Here is a 20,973-nt window from a genome sequence, read left to right as displayed (position 1 = left end):
TAATCAAGCATTCAAACGATTTATGATCTCGTTCTTATCGAAAGAGTTTATTGACTTTTTTTAGGCTCTTCAAAAATGACGGAATCCTTTTTCAGTGTCATTAATAAAGCATCTTTACGCACTTTTGCCGACTCTTGCGATTTTTTCTGTTTATCTAATGCATCAGCAAGCCACGCAAAATCATGAACATCAGGGCGTTGTTTTAATGCATTACGAAAAGCCTCTTCAGCTTGAACCCATTGCCCTTGTTGCATTGCTATCTGACCTAATGTGCTATTGAGTAATGGCGTTGGCCCATGCTGTTTAATTAATGAATTGAGCACTTTCAAAATAGCACTGGCATCTGTATTTTTTAAACGAGGTAATAGTAGGATCAAGCGCTCGTCATATTGGCGTTTAATACCGTCTAAGATGATCGTTTGAGCGGTATCAGGATCGTTGCATTCAATAAGGTGTTCAGCTAAAACAACACGTAATGCATTATCGTGATGTACTTTACGAGGCTGTGCTTTCCACCAATTTTTCAGTCCATCACAGCCATTTTCAGACATCTTCTGCCCCATAATACCGATATAGGCTTTTTGGCGTAATTGCGCTAGTTCATCATCTGTGTGTAATGCAATTTTTTGCATGGAAGGAATGATATCAAGCAATGCTTGCCAAGCTGCTGTTCGTGTATAAGCGACTTCTGCAAGTCGTAACACTTCTGGGTGGCGGGGAGCTTGATTTAATAGTTCATCAACTCCCGTTCGCGCTGCATGATTTTCATTTTGTGCTAATAAAATACGCACTCGTGTGATATCAACTGGAAGCTGATTAGTATCAGCAAGCTCGGCTGCGCGTTCAAGGTGTTGTTGAACTCGGAATTCATCACCTCGCTGTTGTGCGGCTTCAGCAGCTAACAGGTAGTTTACAACAGGTTGTTCTGCATAATCTGCATTACGGCTCATCAGCTTTTCAACTTCTTTAAAATCACCTTCAGCTAATTTCATTAATGCCATGCCGGTTTGTTTTCGTGCACGATTACGTTTACGGAAAGAAAACCAACTATATGCTTTTGAGCCTGTACCAATAAAACGGCGATAACTCCAACCAATCAGTAGTAGTGCTAATTGTAGTAAAATAAAAATAATGACAAGGCCAGTTACACTGGTTTCAATATCCCAATCATCAGTTTGTATAAGCACATAACCTTGATGGCCTGCCAAGAGTGGGCCAAAAATGATACCCGCAATAAGCACCACAAAAAGGAGCAGTATTTTTAACATAAGCTTATTCTCCTTGTTGTGTCACTGGTGTATCAGAAGTTGTGCTATCAGCTGCAGCATTTTGTACGCTTTCTGATGCATTATGTTCAGCTTCTACAGCTTGGGCATCTTTAGCTTCAACAGCTTGTGGCTCAGCGTACTCATTTTGTGCTAGTAAATTGCGAATTTGTTTTTCTACTCGTTTTTCTAGCAAGGTTTGGCTCTTCAATTCTGAGGGCATTGCAAGCGTAATAGGTTGTTTCTCTAATTCAGATACCGTATCTAAAAATGCGGTTGTACTTGGATCAGAGGTATCAAAATAAGCGCGAACCCAAGTAGATACGGCTTCCAGTGATTGCTGATAAGTTTCAGTTTGGTGACGAGGTACTGCTTGAGAAGCAATTAATAAACGTGAACGGATATTCTCACGTAAATAGATATCCTGATTCGGCGCTAATAAAGGAACGGCTGCAGTATCACGGCGGCGAATGGTAATAAAATCATCCATAAAGCTTTTCCAGCTTTTGCTGAGATTCTGTTTCCAATCAGAAAGTGAACCCGAAATGGTTTCGTCATTTTTATCCATGGGTGAGCCATTACGCTCCAAACCAGCTAAACGGAGATTATCAATCTGATTAGCTAACTGGTTTAATTGTAAAATGATGCCATCATTATCGATTTTAGTGAGAGCTGCTAAACTACCGATATCTTCATTAATAGCGCGACGGATCTCAAGTAAGCTCGGATCGTTCATTTCCGCTAAGCTACTATCAGCACCTTTTAGTAGACTGACTGCGGTTACGACATCTTGATCATTCCATAACTTACGACCTGCCATTTTCACCATAAAATCGGCTTGTGCTAATAGCCAACTTTTGACATCTGCACTGGAAATAGCGGCAAAGCGTGTTTGTAGATCTTGAATTTGGCGCTCTGTTGTTTGTCGCTCATTTTGTAACTTATCGATAGTCTGTTTTTGTGAGTTAAACATACTATCAATATTGTCAAAGCGTTGTTGATAAGTATTTTGGAGCTGTTGTAATTGGGCAAGCTCAGATTTGAGTGATTGATTTTCTACACTCAGCTTTGATGCTTGTTGATTGGTGTAATAGTAAAGACCACCACCGATTGCCAAAATAACAAGGATAGCAACAGCACTTCCAATTAGGCCTGAGCGCTTGTTATTAACAGGTTTGACTTCCTGATAGCGGACATTTTCATCAGCTTTAGCTGTATCTTTTGGCAAGTCATTATCATTTGTATTTTTCTGTTCCGTCATATCGGCGTCTCATTTAGGTTCTATATTAATGCATGAAATAAAGCATCATTATTGGCACTTTCAGCAACGGTGACGGTTTCCCACCCTAATGTTTTTGCTATTGTTGCTAATCGTTCACTGACCACAATTAAATGGCAGTTTAACAGCCATGCTTTTTTAGATTCAGCGACTAGATCAAAGAGTTGTTGTAACATTTCACCGCTAGTGACAACAAGCGTATCAACCTGTGCTTTTTCCCATTGAAGAGCAAACTCTTCAGAGGAATAATTAATAAATAGGCGTTGGTAACATTCGCATTCATCAACAATCGCGCCTCGTTGACTCAATGTTTTTGCGAGTAATTCACGGCCACCGTTACCCCTAAGCAGTAATATTTGTTTGTCTTTCACCTGATTAAGCGCAGGAAGGTTAAGAAGATCCTCACTGGTTTCTCCTTGCTCAGGGTAGCAAATTGGAAGACTGCTTAAATGTTGGAAATCTTTTGCTGTGCTTTGACCTATTCCATAATAGGATAGCGTATCTGGCCATGATTGTTGTAATTGATTTAGCTGCCAGTTTGCGTATGACACCGCATTTTTGGAAAGTAAAAAAACACAATCACCCGCCTTTAATCCTTTTAGTTTAGCATCTAATAAAGGGAGTTCACGACCAGCGGTGATCTCGATTAAAGGTGCTTGAAAAGCTATTTTACCCGCATCAATTAAACGCTGGGTTAATGCCTTTCCTGCTGGGTTAGGGCGAGTAACTAAAATACTCATGCAGGTGTGCTACCTTTATACACGGCAGTTAAAATAGCTCGTGCTCCTTTATCTAAGAGCTCTTCAGCCAATGAGATGCCTGCGGTTTCAGCGTTTTCAGGTGTCACTAAACGTTCACCTCGTAAAATAGTTTCACCATCAGGAGAACCGACTAAAGCACGTAACCAAATCTTGTCATCTTGCCAAATGGCATAGCTTCCAATAGGAACTTGGCAACCGCCTTCAAGACGGGTATTCATGGCGCGCTCTGCTTTAACGCAAATTGCGGTACGTGAGTGATTGAGCGCATCTAATAGCTGGCGAGTTTGATTGTCATCTAAACGACACTCAATTCCCACAGCACCTTGTCCAACCGCGGGTAAAGATTGCTCAGCTGATAATGGTGTACGAATACGTTCATTAAGACCTAAGCGCTTTAAGCCGGCAACAGCAAGAATAATAGCATCGTAATCCCCATTATCTAATTTCCCTAAGCGAGTTCCGACATTACCCCGTAAATCTCGAATAATGAGGTCTGGACGCTGTGCTTTTAATTGGCATTGGCGGCGTAAACTGGATGTACCTACAATGCTACCCGCAGGAAGTTCTTCTAACGCATTATAATGATTAGAAACAAAGGCATCACGAGGATCTTCACGTTCACAAATAGTTACTAAGCCTAAGCCTTCTGGGAAATCTATAGGAACATCTTTCATAGAGTGAACAGCAATATCTGCACGTGATTCAAGTAGCGCAAGTTCTAATTCTTTTACGAATAGTCCTTTGCCACCCACTTTAGCTAAAGGTGTATCTAAAATGATGTCACCTTTAGTGACCATCGGTACTAATTCGACGACTAAACCTGGATGAGTAAGTTGTAGTTGTTCTTTCACATAAAGCGCCTGCCACATAGCAAGAGGGCTTTGGCGGGTAGCAATACGGATGGTACTTTTTGACATAATAGTGTTATCTCTTCCGAGCGATTAGCGATATTTTTGTTTAGAAATAAGCCATTGTTTTAACACTTTAAGACCCAATTTTCCAGTTAAGGCGTTTTGTATCGTAATAACAATGAAAGAAATGAGGCCATCATCGAAAAAGAAAAAAAGAAAAAGGAAATAAAAAATAAGTAATTTATTAATGGATATTATTGGATTTAGTTATTTTTAGGATTTTATTCTTTTTATATCTATATAAAAAATGTGGTCATTTACAAAATTAAAACATTACACCATTGTTGTTAACAACTCGTGAGCGAGAAGTGATAGAAATATTATGTTTGATCTGAACGTATTGATAAAACGACTATTATTTTAAATGCACTTATCTTTCTTATTATTTTTTTAATATATAAAAGCACGATAAATTTTAACAAAATTATTATTAAATAAAAGAAAGAGAAACAATAAAAATAAAGAAAAGAATTTAATCTTAATTTAAATAAATAATTAATAAAAATTAAATATTATTTTAAATATTATTATCTCAATATTAAAAATAGAATTATTATTTTAAGTATAAAAATAAAAAACAATCAAAAAATATAAATAATTCATTATTATCAATCGGTTGTTTCTATTTCAGATTTTTTATCACTTTTTTATGTTTTGTCAAAATTTATTTTCAGTTTCATCACTAAGTAAACAGGGATTTTTATAGGCTAAAGAGAGGATTGAGAGATTTTTTTTATCATTTTTTATGTAAGTAAAATGATTTATCTTTATGATTATAAAGCTATTTATTTAATAGCTTTACACGATTAAGCGTTTAAATATCATTTTTAGATCTTGGTGCTATATTTTGAGATCCTCTTTACGCCTTGCGTTCAAGGTGTTAAATTGATCACGTTTCCGAGATTTTGTTAGTAAAGTTTTATCTATTAATATTACTTAACTCAACCTTGGTCACTTATAAACTCAGATTCTACTATCTTCTTAGTATTGTTCAGGCGAAACTCTTGTATCTTTATATTGAAACACTGAAGCAACGGCTGGATGCGATTAATCAACTCAGACTGGAACGAGCATTTGCATCGATGTGTGATGTTTTTAAACAGGTCTATGGTTTAATTCCTGTTTTATTGCATTACCACCATCCTGAGTTGCCCGGCTACATACAAGGAAATGTTCCTCACGGCACATGTTTCTTTGAACCTGATGACATGCAACGTCAATGGGCGAATAAGCTGGTTAACGCATTATGTGATGATCCGATGGATGGATACGCCAATGGAGAATTGCCAATTACTGGCATCTATTCAATGGGGAGCACTTCTTCTATTGGTCAAAGCCACTGCTCCGATATTGATATTTGGGTCTGTCATCAATCATGGCTAGATCAAGATGAACGTGCACTTTTACAACGTAAATGCCAATTGATAGAACAATGGGCTGGCGAACTAGGCATTGATGTTACGTTTTTCTTAATCGATGAAAATAGATTTCGTCACCATGCAAGCGGTAGCTTAGGTGGAGAAGATTGTGGCTCTACCCAACATATTCTTTTACTTGATGAATTTTATCGTACAGCGGTACGCCTAGCCGGTAAGCGCTTGCTATGGGCGATGGTACCTATTGAAGAAGAACATCATTATGACGAATATGTTAACTCCCTTTACGCTCAAGGAGTATTAACGCCAAATGAGTGGTTAGATCTGGGGGGATTAGGTGAGCTTTCAGCTGAAGAGTACTTTGGCGCAAGTTTATGGCAACTCTATAAAAGTGTCGATTCACCTTATAAAGCAGTACTAAAAAGTATTTTATTAGAAGCCTATTCAGCGGACTATCCTAATGGGAAGTTGTTAGCATTAGAAATGAAACAACATCTACACCGTGGCGAAATCGTTAATTATGGTTTAGATGCTTATTGTATGATGCTTGAGCGTGTTACTCGCTATTTGGTTTCTATAAATGATTTAACTCGTCTTGATCTTATCCGTCGCTGTTTCTACCTGAAAGTGTGTGAAAAATTATCTAACGAAAAAACACAAAATGAACCAGAAGGTTCTGAGGGGTGGAGACGTCAAGTCTTATCGCAATTGGTCACTCAATGGCAATGGGATAATGCGCGTTTAACCGTACTTGATACGCGTGATAGTTGGAAAATCGAGCGTGTTCGTGATGCGCACAATGAATTATTAGATACGATGATGCAAAGCTATCGTAATCTTATTCGTTTTGCTCGCCGTAATAATTTAAGTGTTAGTGCAAGCCCGCAAGATATCGGTGTTCTAACTCGTAAACTTTATGCCGCGTTTGAAGCCTTGCCTGGTAAAGTGACACTGGTTAATCCACAGATTTCACCTGATTTATCAGAATCACATTTAACCTTTATTTATGTACCACAAGGTCGAGCAAATCGTAGCGGATGGTATTTATATAATCGTGCCCCTGATTTTGAAAATATTGTAGGGCACCAACCATTAGAATATAACCGCTATTTAAATAAATTAGTGGCATGGTCTTACTTTAATGGGCTGTTAACGAAAGAGTCTCGAGTTTATATTCATCAAGGAGAATCCTCTTGTGATGAAATTAAACTGCATGAATTAGTTAGGGATATGTCGAGTCATTTCCCAATTCGTTTACCTGCACCGACACCGAAAGCACTGTATAGCCCTTGTGAAATTAGACACCTTGCGATTATTGTCAATTTAGAAACTGATCCAACAGAGAGTTTTTCTGATCAAGTGGTTCACTTTGATTTTAGAAAATTAGATGTCTTTAGTTTTGGTGAAAAAGAACAGTGTCTTATTGGTAGTATTGATTTGTTGTATCGTAACTCTTGGAATGAAGTAAGAACCCTTCATTTCAGTGGTACACAATCTATGCTGGAATCGTTAAAAACGATTTTAGGTAAAATGCACCAAGACGCGGCTCCACCTGCTTCTGTTGAAGTATTCTGTTATAGCCAACATTTGCGTGGTTTAATCCGTACTCGTGTTCAGCAGTTAGTTTCAGAATGTATTGAATTGCGATTATCAACGAATCGTTTAGAGCCGGGTCGTTTTAAAGCTTTACGTATTGCAGGGCAAACGTGGGGATTGTTCTTTGAACGACTCAATGTGTCAGTACAAAAATTAGAAAATGCTATCGAGTTTTATGGTGCGATTTCATATAACAAGCTTCATGGATTGCCGGTTAAATTAGATAAAGACGCTCGCTATTTACCCGCAGTGATTGATGGCTTTGCTTGCGAAGGAATTATTCAATTCTTCTTTGAAACTACAGAAGATAATAATGTGTTTAATATCTATATATTAGATGAAGCAAATCGGGTTGAGATTTATTCCCATTGTGAAGGAAGCAAAGAAGAGTTAGTGAAAGATGTTAGTCGTTTTTACTCCTCATCTCATGACCGATTTACATACGGTTCAAGCTTTATCAATTTTAACCTGCCACAATTTTATCAAATTGTGAAAGTGGAAGGATCAACACAAGTGTTGCCTTTTGCTGGTGGATCCTTTGGTAAATTATCCGATCTGGGTAGTAAAGAAGCTCAACCAGAGATGAATGTAATTAGCCACGGGTTTACAGATTATAAAGCAGTGCAACACTCCTAATTGAGTACAAGCCAATAAAAACACAAATGGGAGCTTTATAGCTCCCATTTGTCGTTAGTTGAGTTTTTTAGAAAGAAAACGCTTCCCCACTTTGTTCTGTTATCGCTTGTGCCAACATGGTTAAAAATTCACCACCACTTCTATCGCAAATCCATTGTTCATCTTTCCAATCAAAGTGATAGCCACCTGAACGTGTCGCTAACCAAACTTGATGAAATGCTTCCTGGCGATTAATAATAATTTTGCTATTATTTTCAAAGGTTAATGTCATTACACCGCCATTGATTTCACAATCAATATCTGCGTCACCTTCATAATTATCAATAGTTTGTTCTATTTCTGACAAGAGTTCGTCAGCTAATTGGTGAAATTCACTGTCGTTCATCTTCATTTCCTATTTGCTTTTCGAGATCTAACTGCGATTATAGAGGATATTAACCAAATAAATGACAGGCAGATTTCGAATGAAAACGTATTTACGTTGCACTCTTGCTATAATAACACTGATTTCTCTTTCTGGTTGCGGCTTGAAAGGCCCTCTTTATTTCCCACCTGAAGATACTCAGGCAAAAATGACGCAGTCATCCCAGCCAACCCAGCAAGTTGAGAGCGCCTCAACTCAGACCAATTAGTCAATCTTAGAAACGGTAATTTTGTTTCAGGCAGGGGCAAGATGCAATTTTCAAAAATGCATGGTCTTGGCAACGACTTTATGGTGGTCGATGCCGTGACTCAAAATGTTTATTTTTCACCAGAATTAATATGTCGATTAGCGAATCGTCATACTGGTGTTGGGTTTGATCAATTATTGGTGGTTGAAGCACCTTATGATCCTGAACTCGATTTCCATTATCGTATTTTTAATGCGGATGGAAGTGAGGTTGCGCAGTGTGGTAATGGGGCTCGTTGCTTTGCTCGATTTGTGAGATTAAAAGGTCTTACAAACAAAAGAGAGATAAAAGTCAGTACACAGTCTGGCAGAATGACCTTGCATGTTATGGATAATGACGATGTGTGTGTCAATATGGGCGAACCTGAATTTGAACCTCAAAAAATCCCTTTTCGTGCACAAAAGGCAGAAAAGACCTATATTATCAGGGCTATGGAACGCACTGTATTATGCGGTGTAGTTTCAATGGGAAACCCTCATTGCGTTATTCAGGTTGAAGACATTAAAACAGCAGAAGTTGAGTTGCTAGGACCTGTATTAGAGCAACATGAACGTTTTCCTGAACGTGCTAATATTGGTTTTATGCAGATCGTAGACAGAAGCAACCTTCATTTGCGGGTATTTGAACGTGGTGCAGGTGAAACCAATGCTTGTGGTAGCGGAGCTTGCGCCGCTGTTGCTATTGGTATTTCACAAGGCTTATTAGATAAACGTGTGAAAGTGACTTTACCCGGTGGTGCATTGCTAATTGAATGGAAAGGAGAGGGTAACTCTCTTTATATGACTGGGCCAGCGACACATATTTATGATGGGATCATTCAGCTATAATATTATTTTTTGAGAGGTTATCTGTATGACGGATAAAAATGAGCAGTTCTGTTGCCCTGAAACAAACGAGCTTAATGATCAACAAGTGATCCGCTACCTCAGGGAACATCCTGGTTTTTTTATCCGTAATGCAAGCTATATTGAACAAATGAAAGTTCCTCATCCCGTCAGAGGAACTGTTTCTTTAGTTGAATGGATAATGTCGCGTCAACGTAACCGCATCCATTATCTTGAAGAAGATATGCGTTTGTTGATAGAACAAGCCTCGGAAAATGAAGCGCTGTTTAACCAACTCTTATTATTAATTTCTGAACTATCCAACAGTGCTTCTCTTCACGAAATGCTAGAACGCTTAAACCTTTGGGCCAAAGGACTAGGGCTTTATTCAGTTCAATTACGCCTATTTACTGATCGCTGGCAATTGCAGCCACCTCTAGATGCGCAAGATCTCCCATTATCTCGTCAAGCATTTGAACATTTTCGGATCCAACGTATGGGCGATGATAATCACTATTTAGGTACATTAAATGGGCAAGAGATGATGCTATTGATGCCGAATGTCCGACGCTCTGGTTCAGTTGCGCTTTCATTATTAGGACATTATGGCGATTTAGGTGTAATTATTTTTAATAGCCGAGATAACCAACATTTTCAGGAAGGGATGGGAACAGTAATGCTGGATAAGCTTGCCCATATTTTACCAGAATTGTTACTTCGTTGGATTGCAAGGCAATGACTCAACCAATAGATATTCCAGAAACACTCTCCACTGCTATCGAGCAATTCCTGCGTTATATTCAAGTTGAACGCCGATTGAGTCCTGTCACCGTAGAAAATTATCATCGCCAATTGACAGCATTAGCGCAAATGATGGTGGCGATGAAAATCACACAATGGATATCACTTGAAAGCCAACATGTGCGCATGTTATTAGCGAAAAGTCATCGTAGTGGTTTACAACCGGCTAGTCTTGCTTTGCGCTTTTCGGCGTTACGTAGCTTTCTTGATTGGCAAGTGATACAAGGAATGTTAGAGGTTAATCCAGCTAAAGGCATTCGTACACCTAAATCTGGTCGTCACTTACCTAAAAATATGGATGTCGATGAAGTTAGCCAATTGATGAATATCGACTTAAAAGATCCACTCTCTGTCAGAGATAGAACCATGCTAGAAGTGATGTATGGTGCAGGATTACGTCTATCAGAATTGACCAACTTAAACATTAGCGATATCGACATGAATGAAGGTGAAGTTCGTGTTTTAGGGAAGGGAAGTAAAGAACGAAAAGTACCGTTGGGAAGAAAAGCGCTAGAGTGGTTACAAAATTGGTTTCCGATGCGAGAGCTCTATGCACCTGAGGATAAAGCTGTCTTTATCTCTACCCAAAGTGGTAAGCGTTTATCTGTGCGCAGTGTACAAAAACGGTTTGAACTTTGGGGAATTAAACAAGGACTAAGTAGCCATGTGAATCCTCATAAATTACGCCACTCGTTTGCCACCCATTTATTGGAATCTAGTGGTGATTTGCGTGCTGTACAAGAGTTATTAGGGCACGCCAATTTATCGACCACACAAGTTTATACCCATTTAGATTTTCAGCATTTAGCGAAAGTCTATGATGCTGCTCATCCGAGAGCTAAGAGAGAAAAATCATAATGCGCTTTTATAGAACTCTGACGCCAATCGCAGCGATGACTTTTGATTTAGATGATACGCTGTATGACAATGTGCCAGTGATGGACAGGACTGAAAAAGAGACACTGGATTTTATTCGTCAATATGATCTGCGTTTTAATCATTTCACAGAAAAAGATGTGAATGATTATAAAAAGCCACTTATAGAAAATGATCCGGATATTTTTCATGATATTACGCAATGGCGTTGGCTTGCGGCTAGAAATATGTTGTTAGATTACGGTTATAGTGAGGTCAAAGCACAACAAGGTGCTGATGACATTATGGCTCACTTTGCTTATTGGCGTAGCCGCATTAATGTGCCTAAAAATACTCATCATGTTCTCACCGAATTGGCACAGAAAATCCCATTAATTGCGATTACAAATGGTAATGCAAACCCATTAAGTTGTGGTTTAGGGCAGTATTTTTCACATATTTTAAAAGCCGGTCCGGATGGTCGCTCTAAGCCTTATCCTGATATGTTTGATAAAGCCGCCTCACTGTTAAATCTTCCACATGAGAAAATCCTACATGTGGGTGATCACCTTGTAACTGATGTCGAAGGGGCCGTTAATAGCGGATTACAAGCGTGTTGGATTAACCTTGATAGCCGTAGTTTGTTTGAAGAAGGTGAAACCAGAGTAATGCCGCATATTGAAATTACAGATTTAAGCAAACTAATAGAATTAGTTTAATGTGATATTTGGTAAGAATGGCGCAGATAAACGTGGCTAAAAAAGGCTTTATTTTGCATAGCGCGTAAATTCCTGTTAGTTTGTTATTTATTCTCTATTTCTGTATATATCCACAGTATTTTCTTCACTAAATGATTGGTAATTATGGACGTCTCATATCTGCTAGAAGGCCTTAACGATAAACAGCGCGAAGCTGTAGCCGCACCTCGTATTAATATGCTGGTGTTAGCTGGCGCAGGCAGTGGTAAAACACGGGTACTGGTACATCGTATCGCTTGGTTATTATCTGTTGAACAAGCTTCCCCTTTTTCGATTATGGCTGTGACGTTTACCAATAAAGCCGCTGCAGAGATGCGACATCGTATTGAAGACTTAATTGGTACAAGTCAAGGCGGTATGTGGATTGGCACGTTCCATAGCCTTGCTCATCGTTTATTACGCGCACACTATCTTGATGCAAATTTGCCACAAGACTTCCAAATTATTGACAGTGATGATCAATATCGCCTTATTCGCCGTATTGTTAAGTCAATGGATCTTGATGATAAACAATGGCCTGCACGTCAAGGTATGTGGTATATCAACGGTAAAAAAGATGAAGGTTTACGACCACAACATATTCAAACTTATGGTAATCCTGTTGAAACAACATGGTTGAAAGTGTATCAAGCATATCAAGAAGCTTGTGATCGTGCGGGGCTGGTGGACTTTGCTGAGCTTTTATTACGAGCTCATGAACTTTGGCTTAATAAACCGCAAATTTTAGAGCATTATCAAAATCGCTTTACCAATATATTGGTTGATGAATTTCAAGATACTAACCGCATTCAATATGCATGGATAAGAATGTTGGCGGGTCAAACGGGTAAAGTGATGATTGTCGGTGATGACGATCAATCTATTTATGGCTGGCGTGGTGCACAAGTTGAGAATATTCAAAATTTCTTAAATGAGTTTCCCGGCGCAGAGACGATCCGATTAGAGCAAAATTATCGTTCTACTAGCAATATTCTAAAAGCCGCGAACGCACTCATTGCTAATAATAGTGACAGATTAGGTAAAAACCTGTGGACTGAAGGTGCTGAAGGTGAGCCTATTTCGCTATATTGTGCTTTTAATGATCTGGATGAAGCGCGTTATGTCGTTGGTCGAATTAAGCGTTGGCAAGAAGAAGGTGGTGCGCTAACAGACTGTGCCATTCTTTATCGTAGCAATGCCCAATCTCGTATAATGGAAGAGGCATTATTACAAGCGGCGATGCCATATCGTATCTATGGCGGTCAGCGTTTCTTCGAGCGCCAAGAGATCAAAGATGCACTCTCTTATATGCGATTAACGGCTAATCGCCATGATGATGCTTCTTTTGAACGCGTTGTGAATACTCCAACACGGGGGATTGGTGATAGAACATTAGATATTGTTCGCCAAGTCGCAAGAGACAACCAAATTACCTTATGGGAAAGTGCATTACAGGTAATCGAACATAAAATGCTTGCAGGGCGTGCAACGGCTGCGATCCAACGATTCTTAGAACTGATTGAAACACTTGCTTCTGAAACGGCAGATATGCCATTACATGTGCAAACAGACCGAATTATTCGTGATTCAGGCTTGAAAGCGATGTATGAGCAAGAAAAAGGTGAAAAAGCACAAGCTCGTATTGAAAACTTAGAAGAGCTAGTCACCGCGACTCGTCAATTTAGTTATCAGGATGAAGACGAAGATTTAGTGCCACTGCAAGCGTTTCTTTCTCATGCCGCATTAGAATCAGGCGAAAGCCAAGCTGATGCATATCAAGATGCTGTGCAGTTAATGACACTTCACTCGGCTAAAGGGCTAGAATTTTCACAAGTCTTTATTGTGGGTGTTGAAGAAGGCATGTTCCCAAGTCAAATGTCACTAGATGAAGGTGGACGTTTGGAAGAAGAGCGTCGCTTGGCTTATGTTGGTGTGACGCGAGCAATGAAAAAGTTAACACTCACTTACGCTGAAAATCGACGTTTATACGGAAAAGAAGTCAGTCACCGGCCTTCTCGTTTTATTGGTGAGTTACCTAAAGAGTGTGTCGAAGAAGTTCGTTTGCGCGCGACAGTTTCACGTCCTGTTAATCATAACCGTTTAGGAACACCGATTATCAGCAATGATACGGGGTATTCGCTTGGGCAACGTGTGAAGCACCCCAAATTTGGTGATGGCACCATTATCAATATTGAAGGGAGTGGTGAACATTGTCGATTACAAATTGCTTTTAATGGTGAAGGTATTAAATGGCTGGTGGCAGCATTTGCTCGACTGGAATAAGCTTCAATTAGATCTCCTCTAATAAAAAAACACCCTTATTTATTTGATAGATAAGTAAGGGTGTTTTTTTAAGGGAAGCGCTATTTAGTTACTTAATAATCACGTTATCTATTCTTACTTAACGTGATTAATTGATGAAACTCTCTAGCGTATTCTTTTCTACCGACTCTTTTGTCTCACCTTACACGCGAACTTCTTCTGACTCTTTTTCAAGTAATGAATTAGAGATTGAAAATATTGAGAATATTGAGAATATCCTGCTTGATACTTATCATACGAGTAAACCAATCAATGAATTTGAAGAAGACTTGTATTGTAAATTATTGAGGTATCAGCGTGAATTTGTTCCTCGAGCCAATCCCTATTACTGCGTCGTGATCAACCATATTCAATTGGTTAATAACGCAATATCAACGTTATTTAGGCGCTCAGCTCGCCATGCAGAGAAGATCTCGAAGAGTGCGTCTTCATTGCAGAGAAAAAAACTCTCTTCCGCTTTTACACAAATCAGCAATTTAGCGGAAGAGTGAGTTTTAGAGGATTAGCTACGTCTTAAACGGCGTTGTGTATAAAGCGCATCAAGCGTAAAGAGGATCAGCGCAACCCAAATAAAGCCGAACGTGACCAACCGTTCTGCATCAATTTTTTCGCCATATACCATTGTGGCAAGAATAAACATCAAGGTGGGGCCAATATATTGGAAAAAGCCCAAAGTTGATAAACGCAGATGGTGTGCCGCTTCTGTAAAGAGCAGTAGTGGTACAGTTGTAATAATACCGGCCGCAATTAACAAGGTATTTAATGACCAACTATTTTCAAGCATATTGCTAGTCGGCGAATGTGTGAAAAATAAGATATAAACTAATGCAACGGGAAATAGCCATAATGTTTCTACCAGCATGCCTGTTTGTGCATCGACACCTAATTTTTTACGAAGTAAGCCATAAAGACCAAAAGTCACGGCGAGGCTTAATCCAATCACAGGCACTGAACCAAAGTGCCAGAGTTGAATAAATACACCAGTAAATGCTAAACCTACCGCTATCCATTGCATACGGCGGAACCGCTCGCTCAAGAAAAGCATGCCAAATAGTACGTTAACTAGTGGGTTAATAAAGTAGCCAAGGCTGGCTTCTAGCATATAACCGTGGTTAACCGCCCATATATAGGTAAGCCAGTTCGTTGCGATAATAATGGCAGTCAGTGCTAAAAGAAGAATTTTTTTAGGTTGACGTATTAATTGACGCAAATAAGGCCAATGACGACTGATAGTCATTAAAATCAACATAAAAAAGAACGACCATAAAATACGGTGCGTTAAGATCTCTTCTGCGGGCACTTCTTGAATGCTTTTAAAATAGACAGGGGCAATACCCCAGATCAAATAGGCGCCTAAGGCACATAAAACGCCTTTCATCGTGTTTTTCTGGCTCATGCTATCTCTGGAATTGATGGAAAGGAAAAGTGTGACGGGGTTATCATACCCAATGACATTATTTAATGTGTCATTAGGCATGTATTTTTACAAGTAATTAATACTAATCTTAAGCATTATCGCGCATAATGAATTTTAGCAAAGGCTTAACCTACAATATAAGTTGCTGTCCCACTCGCAATATGAATTTGTTTTTCATTATGTAATTCAACACGAGCAACAGACACTTTATTACCACTGCGTAAAATATGGCTACTTGCAGTAAAACATTCTCCACGTCCCGGTCTTAAATAATCAACACGTAAATCTATGGTGCCCATATTAGCGAGTTTTTGTTCGAGTTGCTCTTGGGATATTGGTGCTAAACGTGTTAATGCGTTACCGACACAAACTAACCCAGCACTGACATCAAGTACAGAAGCAATGAGTCCACCATGTAAGATACGTTGAGCAATATTACCAACGAGTTTGTCTTGATACCTAAATTGAATTTCAGCGTAATCTTGTTCAAAGCGAACGAGCTCTAAGCCGATTAATTGATTAAAGGGCATCTTATAAACAAAAATATGACCAATTAGTGTTTGAGCCTCTTCTAATGTTAACTGTTTTTCCATTTTTAGAACCTCTGATATCACGTCATTAAGTTAATATTATGTTAATAATACATGACATAATCGTAATTGCACATTCGTGCTATAAATATAATGATGTGAAAATATACGAGATTTAATGGCAATTACGTGTAAAATATGGACGTTAGAGTGTAATAAAGCACATATATAAGAACTAATTCTAAAGTAAGTACTAACTTCTATATTATTCAATAATGAAACAGGATAATTAACTATGCGTTACATCCGTTCTTTACTTGCGGCAGTTTTATTCTATCCAGCATGGGGATTTGCATCCGAAATACACGTATCACCATCTCCGGCTCCGCTTGTTCAGGGCAGTATCATTTCTGGTTTATTACAAGAATACGATTCACCTTTTGTTCTTTATCCTTATGAATCCAATTATATTATTTACACTGACACCTCTGATCTTAATAAAGAGGCTATTCAAAGTTATGATTGGAGTAACAAGGCTAAAAAAGATGAGGTGAAATTCCAGCTCAGTTTGGCCTTTCCTTTATGGCGCGGTATTGCGGGTGAAAACTCTGTTTTAGCGGCATCTTATACTCAACGCTCTTGGTGGCAATTAAGTAATAAGAAAGAATCCGCTCCTTTCCGTGAGACAAACTATGAACCACAACTTTTTCTAGGTTGGGCAACAGACTATAAATTTGCGGGTTGGACACTTCGTGAAATAGAAGCGGGTTTTAACCACGAATCAAATGGTCGCTCTGATCCCACTTCTCGTAGCTGGAACCGTGCTTATGCGCGTTTTATGGCACAAAAAGGTAATTTACAACTTGATCTAAAACCTTGGTATCGCTTTAGTGAAAGTGCTCAACGTGATGATAATCCAGATATTAATCGTTATATGGGCTATTACCGTTTAAAAGTGGGCTATCGACTAGGCGAAAGTGTGATCACCGCGACTGGGCGTTATAACTGGAACAGTGGTTATGGAGCGGCTGAATTAGGCTGGAGTTATCCAATTACTAAGCATGTACGCTTTTATACCCAAGTATTTAGTGGTTATGGTGAATCAATGATTGATTATAACTTCCGGCAAACACGAGTCGGTGTTGGCGTAATGCTTAATGATATGCTGTAATTTTCCCCGTTCTGGGTTAGCATAGCGCTATAATGATGATGGCACCTTCACATTGGTGCCTTTTCTTTTACTCCTCATCATAGTTTTTATCAGCAGCTTTTCAGAGGAACGGTGTGTCCACAGCAGAAGTTCTTAACTCAATGCCATCAGCACAGGCTATTTTGCGAGAAACCTTTGGTTATCAGCAATTTCGTCCTGGTCAGCAAGAAATCATCCATACCATTACAACTGGGAGAGATTGCCTAGTAGTGATGCCAACGGGGGGAGGAAAATCTCTTTGTTATCAAATTCCTGCCTTATTGCTTGATGGGCTGACCGTGGTTGTTTCACCACTTATCTCATTGATGAAAGATCAGGTTGATCAACTTTGCCTTCATGGTATTGAAGCAACTTATTTAAATTCAACCCAAACGCGTGAAGAGCAGCTTGATGTTCAAACACGTTGTCAAAAGGGTGAAATAAAACTGCTGTATATTGCCCCAGAACGTTTAATGATGGAGAGTTTTCTTCATCAATTAGTACAATGGAAACCTGTATTGTTGGCTGTTGATGAAGCGCACTGTATTTCACAATGGGGACATGATTTTCGTCCTGAATATCGCGGGATAGGGTTATTAAGACAATATTTGCCTGATGTTCCCATTATTGCATTGACAGCAACAGCTGATAATACAACACGTTATGATATTATTAATCAGCTTGTGTTGCGTGATCCGTTAATTCATATCAGCAGTTTTGATCGACCCAATATCCGCTACACTTTAGTTGAGAAATACAAACCGCTTGATCAGCTTTGGCTATTTATTCGTGGTCAAAAAGGAAAATCAGGCATTATTTACTGTAATAGTCGCAGTAAAGTCGAAGAAACCGCAGAACGCCTGAGTAAACGAGGGTTAAGTATTGCGGGTTATCACGCCGGAATGGAAATTGCACAACGAGCTAAAGTACAAGACGCTTTCCAGCGAGATGATTTGCAAATTGTGGTTGCCACTGTTGCATTTGGTATGGGCATTAATAAACCTAATGTCCGATTTGTGGTTCACTTTGATATTCCACGAAATATTGAATCTTATTATCAAGAGACAGGACGAGCAGGGAGAGATGGGTTACCTGCAGAAGCGGTATTATTTTACGATCCGGCCGATATGGCGTGGTTGCGTCGTTGTTTAGATGAAAAGCCAGAAAGTGACCAAAAAGCTATTGAAATGCATAAGCTTAATGCCATGGGGGCGTTTGCTGAAGCACAAACATGCCGACGCTTAGTGTTACTAAATTACTTCGATGAACATCGACAAAATGCTTGTGGTAACTGCGATATTTGTCTTGATCCTCCTAAGCAATATGATGGTTTAGTGGATGCACAAAAGGCATTGTCCTGTATTTATCGTACTGGTCAGCACTTTGGTATTGGTTATATTGTTGAAATCTTAAGAGGCGCAAATAATCAACGTATTCGAGATTCGGGACACGATACATTACCTGTTTATGGTATTGGTAAAGCACAAAGCCATGAACATTGGGTAAGTGTGATCCGTCAGCTGATTCATTTAGGTATGGTGACACAAAATATTGTCCATCGTTCTGCATTACAACTGACAGAGATGGCTAGACCAATCTTGCGTGGTGAAGTGCCATTACAATTAGCCGTACCTAGACTATTAAGCCCGACAAAAAGCCGTAATCAACAAACAAAAAATACTCATAGACAGTATGATAGAAAATTATTTGCGAAACTGCGTAAATTGCGTAAGTCTATTGCTGATGAAGAAAATATTCCGCCATTTGTTGTCTTTAATGATGTCACATTGATTGAAATGGCAGAGCAGTGTCCCGTTTACCCTGATGAATTATTATTAATAAACGGTGTAGGACAACGAAAATTAGAACGATTTGGACCTGCTTTTATGACACTCATTCGTGACCATATTGAGGGCTTCGAATAACATCAATAAGGAGAGTCAATGACAACCACTCTGTTTAAATATTCGTGGTTATCGCGTGAAAAGCAGTTTTCTGCATTTACGAACGGCGTCTTATTGGATTTTTGGGGGCAACGCGAAGAAGGTGAGTTTGTTGGTGTTGATGGTGTCAAAATTCGCTATGTTTATTGGCGTTCACCATCGCACAATAAAGCTCTAGTTATTGCTTCGGGCCGTAGTGAAAGCTATGTAAAGTACCCTGAAGTGGCATTCGATTTCTTTCACTCAGGTTATGATGTTTTTCTTCTCGATCATCGAGGACAAGGCCTTTCTGACAGACTGTTAGAAGATACGCAAAAAGGGCATGTAGAGAAATTTAGTGATTATATTGATGATTTCTCGACGTTTGTCGATACGATAGTGCTGCCTTTTCAATACCCGCATTATTTTGCATTAGCTCACTCAATGGGAGGGGCTATCTTAGCGGGATATCTTCTAAAACAAACTCATGTTTTTAAAGCAGCCGCATTAAGTGCGCCGATGTTTGGTATTAAATTACCTATACCTCGCTGGGTGGCTAATTTTTTAGTTAACCGAGCAGAACAAAGTCAATCTGAAAGAAATAATTACGCGGTATCAACAGGTAAATGGTTTCCACTGCCATTTATTCTTAATGTGTTAACACATAGCCATGAGCGATATCGCCGGTATTTACGTTATTATGCTGATTTTCCAGAACTACGATTAGGCGGACCTACTTATCATTGGATGGGGGAAAGTCTAAAAATGGGAGATTGGTTAATTGAACATGCGGGAGAGATTAATACCCCTCTATTAGTGCTCGAAGCAGAGCTTGATAAGGTGGTAGATAATCAAGAGCTAAGGGCTTTCTGTGAACGTTATAGTCAGTCCAGAACAAGAGAAGAAAAACAAAAATTGCCACTGGTGATTGAGGGTGCGCACCATGAAATCTTGTTCGAAATAGATAAGCTACGCTCACAAGCATTAAATGAAATCTGTGAGTTTTATGATAAGCATTTATTTTAATCAGGAATGTGTATGTATTCGATAGTCGCTTCAGATCTTGATGGCACACTGTTATCACCTAATCATGTATTAACTCCCTATACGCAAGAAACTCTGCACCTACTTATTAATAAAGGTGTGCATTTTGTATTCGCAACAGGTCGTCATCATGTTGACGTTGCTCAAATTCGTGATGGATTAGGCATTAACGCTTATATGATAACCTCTAATGGTGCACGAGTGCATAACACTCATGGCGACCTTATTTTTAGCCAAGATCTTGAGCCTGAAATTGCTTATGACTTGGCGCTTATGGTTTTTGATCACCCTGAAATTGAAACTAATATTTATGCAGGTGATTACTGGTATGTTAATAAGGAGATGCCAGGGGCTTGTGAGTTTTTTCGAGAATCAGACTTTGGCTATGAGTTATATTGTAAAACAGGATTCCCAACCACCAATGTCTGTAAGGTATTCTTTACCTCTGATGATCATGAGTTATTACTGAAACTAGAAAATGAAATTAATCAGCGTTGGGGTGATAAGGTTAATGTGAGTTTCTCACTGCGTAATTGCTTAGAAGTGATGGCAGGAGGAGTATCTAAAGGTGAGGCATTAGAAAAAGTGGCTGAGCTGATGCAGCACTCTGCGAAAGATGCTATCGCGTTTGGTGATGGTATGAACGACAAAGAGATGCTACAGATGGCGGGTAAAGGTTGTATTATGGAAAATGCACATCAGACATTAAAAGATCTGCTACCGAATATGGAAGTGATTGGCACTAATGCCGATGACGCCGTTCCTCATTATTTACGTAAGCTATATCAAGTGTGATCCCTCCTAAAGAAAAAGACGAATAAAAAAGAATGAAGCCAT

General features: G+C 39.1%; 19 protein-coding genes. 12 read left to right on the top strand and 7 right to left on the bottom strand.

Annotated elements, in window-relative coordinates:
• Window positions 1-47: 47 nt before the first annotated feature.
• From hemY to hemC, 4 genes are read right to left on the bottom strand one after another with little or no spacing between them, the layout of a single operon-like run.
• Entirely contained in the window at window positions 48-1,268 is a 1,221-nt protein-coding gene (gene hemY, locus QSH13_RS09295) for a protoheme IX biogenesis protein HemY (protein ID WP_286039070.1), read from the bottom strand.
• Between the two features lie 4 nt (window positions 1,269-1,272).
• Entirely contained in the window at window positions 1,273-2,526 is a 1,254-nt protein-coding gene (gene hemX / locus QSH13_RS09290) for a uroporphyrinogen-III C-methyltransferase (protein ID WP_109406891.1), read from the bottom strand.
• A 20-nt stretch (window positions 2,527-2,546) separates the two neighbouring features.
• Window positions 2,547-3,284 carry a uroporphyrinogen-III synthase gene (hemD, locus tag QSH13_RS09285; protein ID WP_109396616.1) on the bottom strand — a complete coding sequence of 246 codons (738 nt, stop codon included), beginning with the start codon at window positions 3,282-3,284 and terminating at the stop codon, window positions 2,547-2,549.
• Window positions 3,281-4,222 carry a hydroxymethylbilane synthase gene (gene hemC / locus QSH13_RS09280; protein WP_109396618.1) on the bottom strand — a complete coding sequence of 314 codons (942 nt, stop codon included), beginning with the start codon at window positions 4,220-4,222 and terminating at the stop codon, window positions 3,281-3,283. The genes hemD and hemC overlap by 4 nt, the downstream gene beginning before the upstream one ends.
• 998 nt (window positions 4,223-5,220) lie before the next feature.
• Between hemC and QSH13_RS09275 the strand changes: the two genes are divergently transcribed.
• Window positions 5,221-7,824 carry a class I adenylate cyclase gene (locus tag QSH13_RS09275; RefSeq protein WP_109396620.1) on the top strand — a complete coding sequence of 868 codons (2,604 nt, stop codon included), beginning with the start codon at window positions 5,221-5,223 and terminating at the stop codon, window positions 7,822-7,824.
• Window positions 7,825-7,891: 67 nt separating this feature from the next.
• On the opposite strand, the gene cyaY is transcribed toward QSH13_RS09275, so the two are convergent.
• Window positions 7,892-8,209 (bottom strand): iron donor protein CyaY, encoded by a 318-nt coding sequence (gene cyaY / locus QSH13_RS09270; protein ID WP_088494024.1) that lies wholly within the window; start codon window positions 8,207-8,209, stop codon window positions 7,892-7,894.
• A 79-nt stretch (window positions 8,210-8,288) separates the two neighbouring features.
• Between cyaY and lptM the strand changes: the two genes are divergently transcribed.
• The 7 genes from lptM (at window position 8,289) to QSH13_RS09235 (ending at window position 14,525) form a co-directional block, all read left to right on the top strand.
• Window positions 8,289-8,456, top strand: coding sequence for an LPS translocon maturation chaperone LptM (gene lptM, locus QSH13_RS09265; RefSeq protein WP_071788576.1), 168 nt, complete (start codon window positions 8,289-8,291; stop codon window positions 8,454-8,456).
• Between the two features lie 41 nt (window positions 8,457-8,497).
• Window positions 8,498-9,322, top strand: a complete 825-nt coding sequence (dapF, locus tag QSH13_RS09260; protein WP_109396622.1) for a diaminopimelate epimerase — start codon at window positions 8,498-8,500, stop codon at window positions 9,320-9,322.
• Window positions 9,323-9,347: 25 nt separating this feature from the next.
• The gene (locus QSH13_RS09255) at window positions 9,348-10,058 is read left to right on the top strand and encodes a DUF484 domain-containing protein (protein WP_109396624.1); all 711 of its coding nucleotides are present in this window, start codon (window positions 9,348-9,350) and stop codon (window positions 10,056-10,058) included.
• A complete protein-coding gene (xerC, locus tag QSH13_RS09250; RefSeq protein WP_109406890.1) occupies window positions 10,055-10,978 on the top strand; it encodes a tyrosine recombinase XerC in 924 nt (307 codons plus the stop codon). The genes QSH13_RS09255 and xerC overlap by 4 nt, the downstream gene beginning before the upstream one ends.
• A complete protein-coding gene (gene yigB / locus QSH13_RS09245) occupies window positions 10,978-11,694 on the top strand; it encodes a 5-amino-6-(5-phospho-D-ribitylamino)uracil phosphatase YigB (RefSeq protein WP_286039069.1) in 717 nt (238 codons plus the stop codon). Before xerC ends, yigB begins: the two co-directional genes overlap by 1 nt.
• 144 nt (window positions 11,695-11,838) lie before the next feature.
• A complete protein-coding gene (uvrD, locus tag QSH13_RS09240; protein ID WP_286039068.1) occupies window positions 11,839-13,995 on the top strand; it encodes a DNA helicase II in 2,157 nt (718 codons plus the stop codon).
• A gap of 134 nt (window positions 13,996-14,129) precedes the next feature.
• Window positions 14,130-14,525, top strand: a complete 396-nt coding sequence (locus tag QSH13_RS09235) for a hypothetical protein (protein ID WP_286039067.1) — start codon at window positions 14,130-14,132, stop codon at window positions 14,523-14,525.
• Between the two features lie 11 nt (window positions 14,526-14,536).
• On the opposite strand, the gene rarD is transcribed toward QSH13_RS09235, so the two are convergent.
• Complete coding sequence (gene rarD, locus QSH13_RS09230; RefSeq protein ID WP_109396633.1) at window positions 14,537-15,430, bottom strand: EamA family transporter RarD; 894 nt, start codon at window positions 15,428-15,430, stop codon at window positions 14,537-14,539.
• 146 nt (window positions 15,431-15,576) lie between these two features.
• Window positions 15,577-16,044 (bottom strand): thioesterase family protein, encoded by a 468-nt coding sequence (locus tag QSH13_RS09225; protein WP_109396635.1) that lies wholly within the window; start codon window positions 16,042-16,044, stop codon window positions 15,577-15,579.
• Window positions 16,045-16,276: 232 nt separating this feature from the next.
• Between QSH13_RS09225 and pldA the strand changes: the two genes are divergently transcribed.
• The 4 genes from pldA to yigL all read left to right on the top strand — a co-directional run bounded on the left by pldA (window position 16,277) and on the right by yigL (window position 20,931).
• The gene (pldA, locus tag QSH13_RS09220; protein ID WP_109396637.1) at window positions 16,277-17,152 is read left to right on the top strand and encodes a phospholipase A; all 876 of its coding nucleotides are present in this window, start codon (window positions 16,277-16,279) and stop codon (window positions 17,150-17,152) included.
• Between the two features lie 113 nt (window positions 17,153-17,265).
• The gene (recQ, locus tag QSH13_RS09215; protein WP_109406886.1) at window positions 17,266-19,095 is read left to right on the top strand and encodes an ATP-dependent DNA helicase RecQ; all 1,830 of its coding nucleotides are present in this window, start codon (window positions 17,266-17,268) and stop codon (window positions 19,093-19,095) included.
• An 18-nt stretch (window positions 19,096-19,113) separates the two neighbouring features.
• Window positions 19,114-20,118, top strand: coding sequence for a lysophospholipase L2 (pldB, locus tag QSH13_RS09210; RefSeq protein ID WP_286039066.1), 1,005 nt, complete (start codon window positions 19,114-19,116; stop codon window positions 20,116-20,118).
• Window positions 20,119-20,130: 12 nt separating this feature from the next.
• Entirely contained in the window at window positions 20,131-20,931 is an 801-nt protein-coding gene (gene yigL, locus QSH13_RS09205) for a sugar/pyridoxal phosphate phosphatase YigL (protein WP_023583620.1), read from the top strand.
• Window positions 20,932-20,973: the final 42 nt, after the last annotated feature.

Source organism: Proteus faecis (assembly GCF_030286765.1).
Taxonomy (GTDB): Bacteria; Pseudomonadota; Gammaproteobacteria; order Enterobacterales; family Enterobacteriaceae; genus Proteus; species Proteus faecis.
The sequence above is the reverse complement of the archived record's forward strand: the minus strand, read 5'-3'. Positions and strand labels throughout refer to the sequence as shown.

Bases quoted from the DNA above. Each gene is read 5' to 3' on its own strand.
- uvrD (WP_286039068.1), top strand. From the start codon at position 11,839: ATGGACGTCTCATATCTGCTAGAAGGCCTTAACGATAAACAGCGCGAA.
- dapF (WP_109396622.1), top strand. From the start codon at position 8,498: ATGCAATTTTCAAAAATGCATGGTCTTGGCAACGACTTTATGGTGGTC.
- pldA (WP_109396637.1), top strand. From the start codon at position 16,277: ATGCGTTACATCCGTTCTTTACTTGCGGCAGTTTTATTCTATCCAGCA.
- cyaY (WP_088494024.1), bottom strand. From the start codon at position 8,209: ATGAACGACAGTGAATTTCACCAATTAGCTGACGAACTCTTGTCAGAA.
- hemC (WP_109396618.1), bottom strand. From the start codon at position 4,222: ATGTCAAAAAGTACCATCCGTATTGCTACCCGCCAAAGCCCTCTTGCT.
- xerC (WP_109406890.1), top strand. From the start codon at position 10,055: ATGACTCAACCAATAGATATTCCAGAAACACTCTCCACTGCTATCGAG.
- QSH13_RS09255 (WP_109396624.1), top strand. From the start codon at position 9,348: ATGACGGATAAAAATGAGCAGTTCTGTTGCCCTGAAACAAACGAGCTT.
- hemY (WP_286039070.1), bottom strand. From the start codon at position 1,268: ATGTTAAAAATACTGCTCCTTTTTGTGGTGCTTATTGCGGGTATCATT.
- hemD (WP_109396616.1), bottom strand. From the start codon at position 3,284: ATGAGTATTTTAGTTACTCGCCCTAACCCAGCAGGAAAGGCATTAACC.
- pldB (WP_286039066.1), top strand. From the start codon at position 19,114: ATGACAACCACTCTGTTTAAATATTCGTGGTTATCGCGTGAAAAGCAG.
- QSH13_RS09235 (WP_286039067.1), top strand. From the start codon at position 14,130: ATGAAACTCTCTAGCGTATTCTTTTCTACCGACTCTTTTGTCTCACCT.
- yigB (WP_286039069.1), top strand. From the start codon at position 10,978: ATGCGCTTTTATAGAACTCTGACGCCAATCGCAGCGATGACTTTTGAT.
- yigL (WP_023583620.1), top strand. From the start codon at position 20,131: ATGTATTCGATAGTCGCTTCAGATCTTGATGGCACACTGTTATCACCT.
- hemX (WP_109406891.1), bottom strand. From the start codon at position 2,526: ATGACGGAACAGAAAAATACAAATGATAATGACTTGCCAAAAGATACA.
- rarD (WP_109396633.1), bottom strand. From the start codon at position 15,430: ATGAGCCAGAAAAACACGATGAAAGGCGTTTTATGTGCCTTAGGCGCC.
- lptM (WP_071788576.1), top strand. From the start codon at position 8,289: ATGAAAACGTATTTACGTTGCACTCTTGCTATAATAACACTGATTTCT.
- QSH13_RS09225 (WP_109396635.1), bottom strand. From the start codon at position 16,044: ATGGAAAAACAGTTAACATTAGAAGAGGCTCAAACACTAATTGGTCAT.